The organism is Paraburkholderia atlantica (assembly GCF_000092885.1).
Classification (GTDB): Bacteria; Pseudomonadota; Gammaproteobacteria; order Burkholderiales; family Burkholderiaceae; genus Paraburkholderia; species Paraburkholderia atlantica.
On the sequence record NC_014117.1, the window covers coordinates 2,907,756 to 2,921,464 of the forward strand.

At 64.2% G+C, this 13,709-nt stretch carries 14 protein-coding genes, 1 other RNA gene and 1 pseudogene; 6 read left to right on the forward strand and 10 right to left on the reverse strand.

Features of this window, described 5'->3' with window-relative positions:
- Positions 1 to 8: 8 nt before the first annotated feature.
- From ruvC to BC1002_RS13060, 4 genes are all read left to right on the forward strand, one after another.
- The gene (gene ruvC / locus BC1002_RS13045) at positions 9 to 551 is read left to right on the forward strand and encodes a crossover junction endodeoxyribonuclease RuvC (protein ID WP_008919621.1); all 543 of its coding nucleotides are present in this window, start codon (positions 9 to 11) and stop codon (positions 549 to 551) included.
- An 89-nt stretch (positions 552 to 640) separates the two neighbouring features.
- Positions 641 to 1,222 (forward strand): Holliday junction branch migration protein RuvA, encoded by a 582-nt coding sequence (gene ruvA, locus BC1002_RS13050; RefSeq protein ID WP_013090499.1) that lies wholly within the window; start codon positions 641 to 643, stop codon positions 1,220 to 1,222.
- Between the two features lie 30 nt (positions 1,223 to 1,252).
- Entirely contained in the window at positions 1,253 to 2,314 is a 1,062-nt protein-coding gene (gene ruvB / locus BC1002_RS13055; RefSeq protein WP_013090500.1) for a Holliday junction branch migration DNA helicase RuvB, read from the forward strand.
- A 23-nt stretch (positions 2,315 to 2,337) separates the two neighbouring features.
- Entirely contained in the window at positions 2,338 to 3,312 is a 975-nt protein-coding gene (locus BC1002_RS13060; RefSeq protein WP_013090501.1) for an oxygenase MpaB family protein, read from the forward strand.
- 36 nt (positions 3,313 to 3,348) lie between these two features.
- On the opposite strand, the gene BC1002_RS13065 is transcribed toward BC1002_RS13060, so the two are convergent.
- The 3 genes from BC1002_RS13065 to tyrS all read right to left on the reverse strand — a co-directional run bounded on the left by BC1002_RS13065 (position 3,349) and on the right by tyrS (position 5,832).
- Entirely contained in the window at positions 3,349 to 4,023 is a 675-nt protein-coding gene (locus BC1002_RS13065) for a histidine phosphatase family protein (RefSeq protein ID WP_013090502.1), read from the reverse strand.
- Positions 4,024 to 4,126: 103 nt separating this feature from the next.
- Complete coding sequence (gene dtd / locus BC1002_RS13070; RefSeq protein ID WP_013090503.1) at positions 4,127 to 4,585, reverse strand: D-aminoacyl-tRNA deacylase; 459 nt, start codon at positions 4,583 to 4,585, stop codon at positions 4,127 to 4,129.
- Positions 4,582 to 5,832: a tyrosine--tRNA ligase gene (gene tyrS, locus BC1002_RS13075; RefSeq protein ID WP_013090504.1), complete on the reverse strand. Its 1,251-nt coding sequence runs from the start codon at positions 5,830 to 5,832 to the stop codon at positions 4,582 to 4,584. Before tyrS ends, dtd begins: the two co-directional genes overlap by 4 nt.
- Before the next feature lie 179 nt (positions 5,833 to 6,011).
- Between tyrS and BC1002_RS13080 the strand changes: the two genes are divergently transcribed.
- Positions 6,012 to 7,142 carry an anhydro-N-acetylmuramic acid kinase gene (locus BC1002_RS13080; protein ID WP_013090505.1) on the forward strand — a complete coding sequence of 377 codons (1,131 nt, stop codon included), beginning with the start codon at positions 6,012 to 6,014 and terminating at the stop codon, positions 7,140 to 7,142.
- A 97-nt stretch (positions 7,143 to 7,239) separates the two neighbouring features.
- On the opposite strand, the pseudogene BC1002_RS13085 reads toward BC1002_RS13080, so the two are convergent.
- From BC1002_RS13085 to rplM, 4 genes and pseudogenes are all read right to left on the reverse strand, one after another.
- Positions 7,240 to 8,558: pseudogene (locus tag BC1002_RS13085) on the reverse strand (IS4 family transposase).
- 135 nt (positions 8,559 to 8,693) lie between these two features.
- On the reverse strand, positions 8,694 to 9,059 hold the full coding sequence (gene erpA / locus BC1002_RS13090; protein WP_013090506.1) for an iron-sulfur cluster insertion protein ErpA: 366 nt from the start codon (positions 9,057 to 9,059) through the stop codon (positions 8,694 to 8,696).
- A gap of 234 nt (positions 9,060 to 9,293) precedes the next feature.
- Positions 9,294 to 9,686 (reverse strand): 30S ribosomal protein S9, encoded by a 393-nt coding sequence (rpsI, locus tag BC1002_RS13095; RefSeq protein WP_013090507.1) that lies wholly within the window; start codon positions 9,684 to 9,686, stop codon positions 9,294 to 9,296.
- An 11-nt stretch (positions 9,687 to 9,697) separates the two neighbouring features.
- Positions 9,698 to 10,126 (reverse strand): 50S ribosomal protein L13, encoded by a 429-nt coding sequence (gene rplM / locus BC1002_RS13100; RefSeq protein WP_013090508.1) that lies wholly within the window; start codon positions 10,124 to 10,126, stop codon positions 9,698 to 9,700.
- 621 nt (positions 10,127 to 10,747) lie between these two features.
- Between rplM and BC1002_RS13105 the strand changes: the two genes are divergently transcribed.
- Entirely contained in the window at positions 10,748 to 11,170 is a 423-nt protein-coding gene (locus tag BC1002_RS13105; protein ID WP_013090509.1) for an OsmC family protein, read from the forward strand.
- Positions 11,171 to 11,257: 87 nt separating this feature from the next.
- Here the strand turns inward: BC1002_RS13105 and rnpB are convergent.
- From rnpB to pyrC, 3 genes are all read right to left on the reverse strand, one after another.
- An RNA gene (gene rnpB, locus BC1002_RS35645) (RNase P RNA component class A) lies at positions 11,258 to 11,671 on the reverse strand.
- A gap of 35 nt (positions 11,672 to 11,706) precedes the next feature.
- On the reverse strand, positions 11,707 to 12,633 hold the full coding sequence (locus tag BC1002_RS13110) for a DUF3025 domain-containing protein (RefSeq protein WP_013090510.1): 927 nt from the start codon (positions 12,631 to 12,633) through the stop codon (positions 11,707 to 11,709).
- Positions 12,634 to 12,644: 11 nt separating this feature from the next.
- Positions 12,645 to 13,706, reverse strand: a complete 1,062-nt coding sequence (gene pyrC / locus BC1002_RS13115) for a dihydroorotase (protein ID WP_013090511.1) — start codon at positions 13,704 to 13,706, stop codon at positions 12,645 to 12,647.
- Positions 13,707 to 13,709 lie beyond the last annotated feature (3 nt).

Here is a 13,709-nt window from a genome sequence, read left to right on the forward strand (position 1 = left end):
GGCACTTCATGAGAATTCTCGGCATCGACCCCGGCCTGCGCGTGACCGGCTTCGGCGTGATCGAACAACACGGCCACACACTGCGCTACGTCGCGAGCGGCGTGATCCGCACCGCCGACGCCGATCTGCCGTCGCGGCTCGGCACCATCTTCGCAGGCATCTCGACGCTGATCCGCGAGCACGCGCCCGATCAGGCGGCGATCGAAAAAGTCTTCGTCAACGTCAATCCGCAGTCGACGCTGCTGCTCGGCCAGGCGCGCGGCGCCGCGATCTGCGGGCTCGTCGCGGGCGGCGTGCCGGTCGCCGAATACACCGCGCTGCAGCTGAAGCAGTCGGTGGTCGGCTATGGACGCGCGACCAAAGAGCAGATGCAGCAGATGGTCGTGCGCCTGCTGAGCCTGTCGGGCGTACCCGGCACCGACGCCGCCGACGCGCTCGGCATGGCCATCTGCCACGCGCACGGCGGCTCGACGCTGAGCACGCTCGGCGGCATCGCACCGGCGCTCGCGAAGAAGGGGCTGCGCGTGCGGCGCGGGCGTCTGGTCGGCTAGCGCGACGCATGGCCCGTAACGCCGTTCGCACCGCCGATCCGCTGCGCTACACTCGCGCATTCCCTTCCGACTCTGAAAACTAATCCGCCATGATCGGTCGCATCGCCGGCGTTCTGCTGGAAAAAAACCCGCCGCATCTGCTCGTCGACTGCAACGGCGTCGGCTATGAAGTGGACGTGCCGATGAGCACGTTCTACAACTTGCCGTCGACGGGCGAGCGCATCGTGCTGCTCACGCAGATGATCGTTCGCGAGGACGCGCATCTGCTGTACGGCTTCGGCACCGCACAGGAACGCGCGACGTTCCGCGAGCTGCTGAAGATTTCCGGCATCGGCGCGCGCATGGCGCTCGCGGTGCTGTCGGGCATGAGCGTCGCGGAGCTCGCACAGACCGTCACGATGCAGGACGCCGCGCGCCTCACGCGTGTGCCGGGCATCGGCAAGAAGACCGCCGAGCGGCTGCTGCTCGAACTGAAGGGCAAGCTCGGTGCGGACCTCGGCGCGATGGCGGGCGCCACGTCGCCATCCGACCACGCGTCCGACATCCTCAATGCGCTGCTCGCGCTCGGCTACTCGGAGAAAGAAGCGCTCGCGGCGATCAAGAACGTGCCGGCCGGCACGGGCGTGTCCGAGGGCATCAAGCTCGCGCTGAAGGCGCTGTCGAAGGGCTGATACGCGATCCGCGCGCGGTACAATGAACAGATGATCGAAACCGACAAACTCGCCGCCGAGCGCATCATCGCGGCCACGCCCGTGTCGCCGAACGAAGAAGCGTTCGAACGCGCGCTGCGCCCGCGTCAGCTCGACGAATATGTCGGGCAGGAGAAAGTGCGCGGCCAGCTCGAAATCTTCATCGAGGCCGCGAAGCGCCGTTCCGAATCGCTCGACCACGTGTTGCTGTTCGGCCCGCCTGGCCTCGGCAAGACCACGCTCGCGCACATCATCGCGCGCGAGATGGGCGTCAATCTGCGGCAAACGTCGGGGCCGGTGCTCGAACGCGCCGGCGACCTCGCCGCGCTGCTCACCAATCTCGAAGCCAACGACGTGCTGTTCATCGACGAAATCCACCGGCTGTCGCCGGTCGTCGAGGAAATCCTCTATCCGGCGCTCGAGGATTATCAGATCGACATCATGATCGGCGAAGGGCCGGCCGCGCGCAGCGTGAAGCTCGATCTGCAGCCGTTCACGCTGGTCGGCGCGACCACGCGCGCGGGTATGCTGACCAATCCGCTGCGCGACCGTTTCGGCATCGTCGCGCGACTCGAGTTCTACAACGCCGAGGAGCTCGCGCGCATCGTCACGCGGTCGGCCGCGCTGCTCGGCGCGCAGATCCATCCGGACGGCGCGTTCGAAATCGCCCGTCGCGCGCGCGGCACACCGCGTATCGCGAACCGCCTGCTGCGGCGCGTGCGCGACTTCGCCGAAGTGAAAGCCGACGGCAACATCACCGCGCAAGTGGCCGACGCCGCGCTCAGCATGCTCGACGTCGACGCGGTCGGCTTCGACCTGATGGACCGCAAGCTGCTCGAAGCGATCCTGTACAAGTTCGACGGCGGTCCGGTCGGTGTCGACAACCTCGCGGCGGCGATCGGCGAGGAGCGCGACACGATCGAAGACGTGCTCGAGCCGTATCTGATCCAGCAGGGCTTTCTGCAGCGCACGCCGCGCGGCCGCGTCGCCACGCTGCTCACGTATAGGCACTTCGGACTGGCCGCGCCGGATTCCTCGAGCGCGCTGCCGGGTCTGTGGAATTCCACGAACTGAGTCACACGGCGAGGCCGACCAGGATGTCCGATCAGACCCAGCAACCCGGCCCTTCCAACCGTTCACCCGTCAATCCCGCCGGCGACCCGTCCGGCAATTTCGCGGCGCGCCTCACCCACCGCCTGCGCTCGAAACTCGCCGCCGGCGTCACGCATCTGACGACCGGCAGCGGACCGGTGCTCGATTACTCATCGCCGCCGGGCGATCCTGGCCTGTTCGGGCCGGACTCCGTCTGCTGGAAAGTCCACGCCGACTTCACGTCGATGATGACGGGCGGCATCAGTGCGCTGCTGCTGCAAGCGCTGCATCCACTCGCGCTCGCGGGCGTCTGGGACCACTCGAGTTTTCGCACCGACATCCTGGGCCGGCTGCGCCGCACGGCGACGTTCATCGCCGGCACGACGTACGGCAGCAAGAGCGATGCGCTCGCGTTGATCGAGCGTGTGAAGCGCATCCACCTGGACGTCGCCGGCGTCGCGCCGGACGGCCAGTCGTATCGCGCTTGCGAGCCCGCGCTGCTGACGTGGGTGCACGTCGCGGAAGTGTCGAGCTTCATGACCGCGCATCTGCGCTATGTGAATCCGATGCTGTCCGTCGCCGCGCAGGATCAATACTTCGCGGAAACCGCGCGCATCGCGGAAATGCTCGGCGCCGTCGATATTCCTCGCTCGCGCGCCGAAATCGAGGCGTACCTGCTCGCGATGCGGCCCGCGCTCGTTGCCAGCGAGCGCACGCGCGAAGTCGTCAGGATTCTGATGAACGCGCCGGCACCGAGCTTCGCGATGCGGCCCGCCGGCACGCTGATGCTCAACGCGGGGGTCGATCTGTTGCCCGACTGGGCGCAGACGATGCTCGATTTGAATCGCTACGCGGTGCTGCGTCGAACCTTCGCACGGCCTGGCGTGCGGGTTGTCGCGCCGGTGATCCGCTGGGCGCTGGTCAATGGCGTATCGAAGCGAGCGCGGCGGCGCGCGGCGGCGGCGCGACGGCAGGATTAATTGCGCCGCGCAAGCCGGGCCATTGTCGGCTTCGGCTTACCGCTTCGACTCCGGTCCCTTCCTGAAACCATCGTCGTCGGCGCTGCCGGCTTCGAGATGCGATACGTCTGCCCACGTCACGATCGTCGCGCGATCGTTCCCGTAATCCACGACGTTCAGGCTGGTGTTCAGCAGCGGGTAATTGCGCGGTGCGTCGAGCGGCATACTGGTTGCAAAGCGGTGCACGCAGTCGAGCACGCCGCCATGCGTGACACACACGATGCGCCCACCCGGATGCGCGGCGACGAGCGGCTCGATCGCATGCATGATGCGGTGGTAGAACACGCGATGCGACTCGCCCTCGGGCGGCGCGAAGCCGGGATCGCGGGTTTGCCAGTGCGCATATTCGTCGGGGAAACGTAGCGCGATCTCGTCGCTGTCATGGCCCTGGAACGCGCCGTACGAGCGCTCGCGCAAGTTCTCGCGCGATTGCAGCGGCAGGCCGAGCGCCTCGCCGATCGGCTGTGCGGTCTGCTGCGCGCGCTGCAGGTCGCTCGAATAGATCGCGTCGAGGCGCGCTCCCTGCTTCGCCTCGGCGGCTAGACGCTGTGCGAGACGTTGCGCCTGCGCGATGCCGGTCGTCGCGAGCGGAATGTCGATGTGGCCTTGAATGCGCTTGATGCGGTTCCAGTCGGTCTCGCCGTGTCGGATAAACAGGATCTGCGTCGTCATGAGAGAGGGGGGCCGTTCGCGGTTGTGTCCAATGGCTATTGTCGCAAAAAGCGGCGGCGCGGCTCGCGTGCCGCAGCCGCGCGCTCGCATCGTTCGCGCTCTTTTACGCGTTGGTCTGCAACCAGAACGTGACCGGCCCGTCGTTGACGAGCGACACCTGCATCTCCGCGCCGAACTCGCCGGTCTCGACGATCGGATGCTTTGCGCGCGCGGCCGCGACGAAGTAGTCGAACAGGCGCTTGCCTTCGTCGGGCGGCGCGGCCGGCGTGAAGCTCGGGCGCAGGCCGCTGTTGGTATCGGCCGCAAGCGTGAACTGCGAGACGAGCAGCAGGCCGCCCGCGCGTCCGGCGCCGTCGAGATTTTGCACCGACAGGTTCATCTTGCCGGCCGCGTCGCTGAACACGCGGTAGCCGAGCACCTTGGCGAGCAGCTTGTCGGCCACGGCCTCGGTATCGCCGCGCTCCGCGCAGACGAGCGCGAGCAGGCCCGCGTCGATCGCGCCGGTTACACGATTGGCGACGCGCACTTCGGCGCGCCGCACGCGTTGGATCAGCGCAATCACGCCGTCAGCGTCACGCGTGCGAAGCGGCGCTTGCCGACCTGCACGACGTATTCGCCCGCTTCGACCTTCAGGCCTTTGTCGGACACCGCGGTGCCATCGATTTTCACGCCGCCTTGCTCGATGTTGCGCAGTGCCTCGCTCGTCGACGGCACGAGGTTCGCCTGCTTCAGCAGCTGGCCGATCGCGAGCGGTGCGCCCGCGAGCGTCACGGCCGGAATGTCGTCCGGCACACCGCCCTTGGCGCGATGGTTGAAGTCCTCGAGCGCACGCTCGGCATCCGCCTGCGAGTGGAAACGCGCGACGATTTCCTGGCCGAGCATCACCTTGAAGTCGCGCGGATTACGGCCCGCCTCGGCCTCGCGCTTGAAGCCGGCGATTTCGTCCATCGGACGGAACGACAGCAGCTCGAAGTAACGCCACATTAGCGTGTCGGAAATGCTCATCAGCTTGCCGAACATGTCGGTCGGCTTTTCGCTGATGCCGATGTAGTTGTTCTTCGACTTCGACATCTTCTCGACGCCGTCGAGCCCTTCGAGCAGCGGCATCGTCAGGATGCACTGCTGCTCCTGGCCGTACTGCTTCTGCAGCTCGCGACCGACCAGCAGATTGAACTTCTGGTCCGTGCCACCGAGTTCGAGGTCCGCGTTCAGCGCGACCGAGTCGTAGCCCTGCATCAGCGGGTACAGGAATTCGTGGATCGAGATCGGCACGCCGCCCTGGAAGCGCTTCGTGAAGTCCTCGCGCTCGAGAATACGCGCGACCGTGTAGCGCGACGCGAGCTTGATCATGCCGTCGGCGCCGAGCGGCATCGACCATTCGCTGTTGTAGCGGATCTCGGTCTTGTCGCGATCCAGCACGAGCGCCGCCTGCTCGAAGTAGGTCTTCGCGTTCGATTCGATCTGCTCGCGCGTGAGCGGCGGGCGCGTCGCGTTGCGCCCGGACGGGTCGCCGATCAGCGAGGTGAAATCGCCGATCAGGAAAATCACCGTGTGGCCGAGGTCTTGCAGCTGGCGCATCTTGTTGAGCACGACAGTGTGGCCGATGTGAATGTCGGGCGCGGTCGGATCGAGCCCGAGCTTGATGCGCAGCGGCTTGGCCGTGGCCGCGCTGCGCGCGAGCTTTTGCGCGAATTCGTCTTCGATCAGCAGTTCGTCGACGCCGCGCTTGGTCACGGCGAGCGCGTGACGGACTTCGTCGGTGATCGGGAAGGCGGAAGCGGGAGTGGGCTGGGTGGACTCGGTGCTCATGCTGGAAACGTGAAGTCGCGAAAAAACAGGATTGTCCCATAGATGCGCGCCGCCGCGCCCACTGACACGACCTGCGCGGCTCCGCGACGGGCGATTTCGTTGCCGCTCGCGTCACCTTCGGCGTTTGCGCCGATAATCTGCTACAACGAATCGCAATGAACATCGACAGGAGCAGCGACGTGGCGCAAGACCCCGCAGACGGCATCTATTTCGGACTTATGTCGGGAACCAGCATGGACGGTGTGGACGGCGTGGCCGTCCGGTTTGCCACAGGGAAACCGCCCGAAGTGCTGGCCGAGGCGTTCGTCGGGTTTTCGGCCGGCATCCGCGAGGCGCTGTTCGCGCTGCAACAGCCGGGGGACAACGAGATCGAGCGCGAAGCGCTTGCCGCCAATGCGCTCGCGACGCGCTACACGGTGTGCTGCCACGATCTGCTGCGCGACAGCCGCGTATCGGCCGATGAGGTCCGCGCGATCGGCGTGCATGGACAGACCGTGCGACATCGGCCGGAAAAGGGCTATACGCGGCAGATCAACAACCCGGCGTTGCTCGCGGAAATGTTGCATATCGACGTGGTCGCCGATTTCCGCAGCCGCGACGTCGCAGCGGGCGGCCAGGGAGCGCCGCTCGTGCCCGCTTTTCACGCGACGATCTTCGGTGCGAAGGACGAAACGCGCGTCGTCTGCAATCTCGGCGGCATCAGCAACATCACGATCCTGAACGCAACCGGCGGGGTGCGCGGCTTCGACTGCGGCCCGGCGAACGCGCTGCTCGACGCGTGGGCCGAGCGCCATCTCGGCAAGCCATTCGACGAAAACGGTCATTTCGCGGCGAGTGGTCAGGTCGATCGCGAGCTGCTGAACGCGTTGCTCGACGAGCCGTTCTTCGCCGAGCAGCCGCCCAAGAGCACCGGCCGAGATCTGTTCAACACCGCATGGCTCGATGCGAAGCTCGAGCCGTTCACCGCGCTCGCACCAGCCGACGTACAGGCGACGCTCGTCGCGCTGACTGCGGTGACGGTTGCGCGCGAGATCGAACGACATGCATCCGACGCGCGGGCCGTGTACGTGTGCGGCGGCGGCGCGCGCAATCCGGAGATCATGAAGGCGTTGCAGCAGGCGCTCGAAGACAGCGGCGTAAGCGGCGTCCCCGTGATGACGACCGACGCGCTCGGCGTGCCGCCGAGCCAGGTCGAGCCGCTGGCGTTCGCGTGGCTCGCGATGCGCTGCATCGCGCGTCTGCCGGGCAGTCTGCCAAGCGTGACGGGGGCGTCCGCGGAGCGCGTGCTGGGGGCGATTTATCCGCGTTGACGAGAGGTAAAGGCGAAGAAATTGACGCCTATTGTCGTCACGCGCTGCTTCGCGGTGTGAAAGCAATAAAAAAACGGGGCCGAGGCCCTCATGCCGTTCAGTTAAGGTCTCGTTTAAGGACTCGAACGGTATAACGAAATGGTCTGGATTTGACGGTCCGAGCGCAGGAGCGCCCGGGCCGTTTTTCATTGGGGAACTGCTTGAGTCGCTCACGCAGGCGCTTGAGCAGCGCGGGCAGTTTGCCATACGAGCGGGTCACAGCTGCCCACGTCACTTCGTACTGAAAGGTGTGGAATGCGCGGGTGAAGCTCAGTTCGTCGGGCGCGTGCCCGACACCGATCGCCGCTTTGGCCATCTCAGGTTATAGGCGATCAGGGCGCCCCAGAACTCCTGATAGACGCCCTCCACGGTCTGGCTGCGAAGGGTCAGTTCCATGCCCAGCATCGACTGCTTCAGCTCATGGTAGCTGGTCTCGATCTTCCAGCGACGCTCGTAGCACGATGCGATATCGGCTGCCTTGAAACGCCGTCGATCCGTCAGCGACGTCAGCAATATGCGTTGCCTGCCACGTGCGTCGATGGCAAGCACGGCGCGCGCTTGCCAGAATTCGGGCAGATCAGGACATTTGGTGCGGGCCTGCGGTGACACGCGCATGCGTACGATCTGGTCGCCGTCTGAGCCGCTCACGACCTGCCAGCGCAGATTGGATTTGGCCGGAATGATGAAGTGCCGGTTCTCGCCGCCTGAAACCAGATTGCACAGCAGCTGCGCCGACAGGAACCCTTTATCGAATACGGTGATGGAATTGGCTGGAACACGAGCGATGAGCTCACGCGCCCAGATCATCTCGTTGATATCGTAAGGACCGAACAGCGCATCACACACGAGGTGTGTCGCAAGGGCGGTGAGCGTGACCGCGCGCAGCTGGGGGTAACTGCCAATGCGGCCATGAGTAGCGGCCGAGGCGCCGAAATGCTTGCGATTGGCGGCGCTGTCGGCGGTTCGCAGCGTGGTGCCATCCATCGCGAACAATGAGAACCCCTTGAAGAGGTATTTCGCCTGATCCTGCACGACCCAGTTCCTGGCCGACTCGTGAAACAGCCACGCCAGGGGCGCGGCGCCGATGCGCTGCCGCGCCTGGGCGATGGCGCTCTTACTGACAAACGATGCATCGGCTGCGGGTAGCGCAAGATCCAGTTCATCAACGACTTCGCTGATCGACTGGTGCCGGTACAACGCCAGTGCAATCACCAGCCATCCGACCTGCTGTGCGGGTAGTCGACGCCGACGTACGCTGGCACTGCCACTGGCCTGCACTGCATGCTCGATCCATTCGTACGGCAGATGCTGGCCCAGCCGGTCCCATTCGAGTGGCGGCTGTGATTCAACGAGTAGGCGCAGATCATCGACCAGCATGGCGATGAAAGTTAACATCGCCGCGTCCCGTTTACAACCGGTTTGCGCCAAAAACAAAAATGCCGTTCAGTCGCTTAACTGAACGGCATTAGGGCCGGGGCCCCGTTTGCGCTGTGGCTGAATGAGCCTTTCCGCTCAGACCGAGAACGACGAACCGCAACCGCAGGTCGTGGTCGCGTTCGGGTTCTTGATGACAAACTGCGCGCCGTTGATGTCATCCTTGTAGTCGATCTCTGCGCCGACCAGGTACTGGTAGCTCATCGAGTCGATCAGCAGTTGGACGCCGCTCTTGTTCATCACGGTGTCGTCTTCGTTGATCGCTTCGTCAAACGTGAAGCCGTACTGGAAGCCCGAGCAGCCGCCGCCCTGCACGAATACGCGCAGCTTGAGCTCCGGGTTGCCTTCCTCATCGATCAGTTGCTTGACCTTGTCAGCCGCTGCGTCGGTGAAGACGAAGGGGGCCGGCATCTCGGTCACGGGGGTGTCGGTGACTGCGTTCATTCGAACTCTCCAAAAAGCTTTAGCCGATATTGTAGGGCTGTTCCGAAGATCGTGCTGATGCCCACAAAATCAATGGGTTCTTGTTGCAAGGTCGATGCAAGGCAAGCCGTTGCCGCTCGAGCGAACGAGACCGGGCCGCAAACCCCAGTGAATCATAAAAAAAGCCGCCTTCGCGCGTGGCGTTGGCGGCTTTTGTTGCAAACCGGCGTGAAGGCCGGTTCGCGCCCGAAACGATTAACGCTTCGAGAACTGCTTGCGGCGACGTGCCTTGTGGAAGCCAACCTTCTTACGTTCGACTTCACGAGCGTCACGCGTCACGAAGCCAGCGTTCGACAGTTGCGGCTTCAGCGTTGCGTCGTAGTCCATCAGCGCGCGGGTGATGCCGTGGCGAACCGCACCGGCTTGACCCGTTTCACCGCCGCCGGTCACGTTCACCTTGATGTCGAACGTGGTGCCGTGGTTCGTGAGTTCCAGCGGCTGGCGCACGATCATCAGCGACGTTTCGCGCGAGAAGTAGTCGGCGATGGGCTTGCCGTTCACAACGATGTCGCCCTTGCCTGCCTTGATGAACACGCGAGCGACGGCGCTCTTGCGGCGGCCCGTGCCGTAATTCCAGTTACCGATCATGTGGGCTCCCCTTAGATCTCGAGCGCCTTCGGCTGTTGTGCCGAATGCGGATGCGTTGCGTCAGCGTAGACCTTCAGCTTCTTGATCATCGCGTAGCCGAGTGGGCCCTTCGGCAGCATGCCCTTGACCGCCTTCTCGAGCGCGCGGCCCGGGAAGCGTTCCTGCATCTTGCCGAACGTCGTTTCATAGATACCGCCCGGGTAGCCCGAGTGACGGTAGTACTTCTTGTCGGTAACCTTGTTGCCCGTGACCTTCAGCTTGCCTGCGTTGATAACGATGATGAAATCACCGGTGTCGACGTGGGGAGTGAATTCAGGCTTGTGCTTGCCGCGAAGACGGTGTGCCACTTCGCTGGCGACACGCCCGAGAACCTTATCCGTCGCGTCAATCACGTACCATTCGCGCGTCACCTCATGGGCTTTTGCGGAAAACGTCTTCATGATCGATCCAAAAAAATTGCTGCGCCCAATGTGTTCTTTCCTGCTTGTAGTGTGCGCATCGAGGCGCGTGCAGGCTCTCCCTGGTTCTTCTTCCGCGGGCGCGGATGCGGAAAAGCCCTGAATTATAAAGGAATTTGTGCTCGCAAGTCAAAACGTGCGATGCGCACGCTAAAGCGGTCCGAAATCGGGGCAAAACGCCGGACAAAGGCAGACAAAAAAAACCCGAACAAGTGGTTCGGGTTTAATCCACCAAAGGAGGAGGTGGAGGAGACAGCGGAAGTTGCAGACCTGCTGCAACCATGGGCGAATTATAAGAGTCGCTCTTGTGCAACGCAAGAATATTTGCATTGCGAAATGCGTTTTCATAATGTGACACATCCGGCACACTGAGCACTTGGGGCAAAATACCTTATGGATCAACCGCGAACGGCGAAATAATTCATACCGCATCGGACATCTCCTAGAGTAAAAACACTAAACCGGATGCAGACAGCGAATCGAGCGCCCATTCCGCACTGCAGCAAGAAAGCAATCAGTGTGCATGGAAACAGCCTCAGCTAATTGTCAGACGCCGGGCTACAATGCCGTCTCGACAAAGCGATGCGCGGTGGGAGTGACAGCATGGAATGCAAAGTAAGCTGGATGGGACAAGACGGGATGGCATTCGCAGCCGAGACGGGCAGCGGTCATCTGGTGGCGATGGACGGCGCACCCGAGGGTGGCGGACGCAACCTCGCGCCGCGTCCGATGGAAATGGTGCTGCTTGGCACCGGCGGCTGTACCGCCTACGACGTCGTGATGATCCTGAAGAAGAGCCGCCAGGAGATCGCCGGCTGCTCGGTGACGCTGAAGGCCGAGCGCGCAAGCGAAGATCCGAAGGTGTTCACGAAGATCCACTTCCACTTCACGGTGACGGGCAAGAATCTGAATCCAGCGACCGTCGAGCGTGCGATCAATCTGTCGCACGACAAATACTGCTCGGCGTCGATCATGATCGCGAAGACCGCAGAACTCACGCATTCGTTCGAAATCGTCGCGCTCTGAGCGCGATAGCGATAGCGGCCACGGCCGCCACCCTCGCCTCAAATGAAAAAGCCGGCGCGCCAACGGACGCCGGCTTTTCTTATTCAGCGGCAAAGCAGGCCGATAAGCCGGATTCTGTGCACACGCCGTGTCCGGAGACGCGACGCGCGTGGCAGCCATTCCTCTAGGCGCGCCATTACTGACGCGCTCAAGCTTCCTACCCGCAGACGAGACGGGGGCCCCGCCCTGCATCGCGAAGATGCGCGCCTGCCTACTTGGAATTGCTCCGGGTGGAGGTTACCGTGCCGGTCTGCCTTGCGACAGCCGCGGTGCGCTCTTACCGCACCGTTTCACCCTTACCTGATCCCGGCTTGCGCCGGGCCATCGGCGGTTTGCTTTCTGTTGCCCTGTTCCGCGTGTCGCCACGGATGGCCGTTAGCCATCACCCTGCCCTGTGGAGTCCGGACTTTCCTCGCCCTCGTTGGCCAAAGCCGCCGAGGCCGCGACTGCCTGGCCTGCTTTGCTGGCGCGGATTTTACCACCGAACGCAAAAGCGTCTAACGCTTGCGCCGCCCAGCTCGAAACACGGTCGCGTCGTCATAGAACGCGGGTGATTCGTTCTCCGGCCACCAGCCCGGAATGCCGAGCACCGGCAGCGGTGCGAACAGGCTGCTCGTCAAAGCCTCGGTACCCAGCAGCGCCGTGCTGACCGCTTCATCTAGCCATGCGTCGCGCGCCAGGGTGTCCCAGTCGAAATACTCGGCCGGCACGTCGACGATCCACGCATGACCTGTGCAGCCCTTGAACGGCGCGATCAGCTTTTCCAGCAGCGCATGGCCGAAGCAGCGCACTTCGCAGCCGCGCCCCCACGCATCGCGCCGCGCGACGAACAGCATCTGCCAGTCGAAGCTCCGTAGCGCGGCGCTCAGCGCAGGATCGGCGCAAGCGAACAGCAGCGCGTTTTCGTCGAACAGAGTCAGCATGTCGCGCACGCCGCCACGCGTCGGGCCGACCCCGAGCACGTCGAGTTCGGCCGACTGGCGGGCGTTCAACGCCGCCTTGATGCGCGGAAACGCGAACCACATCGAACCGTTGAAGAAGTCGTGCAGATTGTGGCGCGTCGGCACGCAACCGGTCGACGCGATGTGCCCCTCGTACGCGGCGCCCGGTGGCAGATCGTCCTGCGCGATAAACGCGAGACGGCGGCCGCGACCAGTGGTCTGTTGCATCAAAGCGGCGTCGGCGTTCATTGCGGCGAGCAAATCGGCATAGCCGGTCAGCGCGGCTTGCTGCCAACGCTGACCGCGTGCGGCGAATTGCGCGAACCACGGCGTCGACCAGTCGATCGCGGCGAAGCCTGGTGGCACAGGCTCGGGTGCCATGCCGCGCGCAGCTTTGGCCGCGGCTTCATGTGCTAGCGCGGAGCTCGGGTTCGCCGCCACATTAACATTGGCAGCGCGCTGGCCCGCGTCACGCTCGGGCATCTAACGCAGCCTCAAACGAGACGCCACCCAATCGATTCGCCGCCGCGCAGCGGCACGACCGGCGTATCGCCAGCCGGCAGTTCGGCCGGCAGCGTCCATTCCTCGCGACGCAGCGTGACCTTCTCCGTATTGCGCGGCAGACAGTAGAAGTCCGGCCCGTGGAAGCTCGCGAAGCCTTCGAGCTTGTCGAGCGCGCCGGCCTTGTCGAATGCCTCGGTGTAGAGCTCGAGCGCGTGCAGCGCGGTGTAGCAGCCCGCGCAGCCGCACGCGTGCTCCTTCAGCCCCTTCGGATGCGGCGCGCTGTCGGTGCCGAGGAAGAAGCGCGGATCGCCCGAGGTCGCCGCCTCGACCAGCGCAACGCGATGCGTCTCGCGCTTGAGCACCGGCAGGCAGTAATAATGCGGACGGATGCCGCCCTGGAAGATCGCATTGCGGTTGTACAGCAGATGGTGCGCGGTGATCGTCGCGCCAAGCAGTTCCGGCGCGACGCCCGCTTCGCGGACGTAATCGGCCGCGTCCTTTGTCGTGATGTGCTCGAACACGACCTTCAGCGCCGGAAACGCGCGGCGCAGCGGCATCATCACGCGATCGATGAAGACCTTCTCGCGGTCGAACAGATCGATGTCCGAATCCGTCACCTCTCCGTGCACGAGCAGCGGCATGCCGACTTCCTGCATCACTTCCAGCGTCTTCGCGCACTTCATCAGATCGGTGACGCCCGCGTCGGAGTTCGTCGTCGCGCCCGCCGGGTACAGCTTCACGCCGTGCACGAAGCCGCTCTCGCGCGCGCGGCGGATTTCGTCGGGCGGCGTGTTATCGGTCAGGTACAGCGTCATCAGCGGCTCGAATTTCGCGCCCTCGGGAATCGCGGCGATGATGCGCTCGCGATACGCCTTCGCCATCTCGGTCGTCGTGACCGGCGGCTTCAGGTTCGGCATGATGATCGCGCGACCGAACTGGCGTGCAGTGTCAGGCAGCACGGCCGCGAGCATCGCGCCGTCGCGCACATGCAGGTGCCAGTCGTCCGGACGGACCAGCGTGACGGAGTCGGGGGAAACGTTGGAAGCAGTCATGGC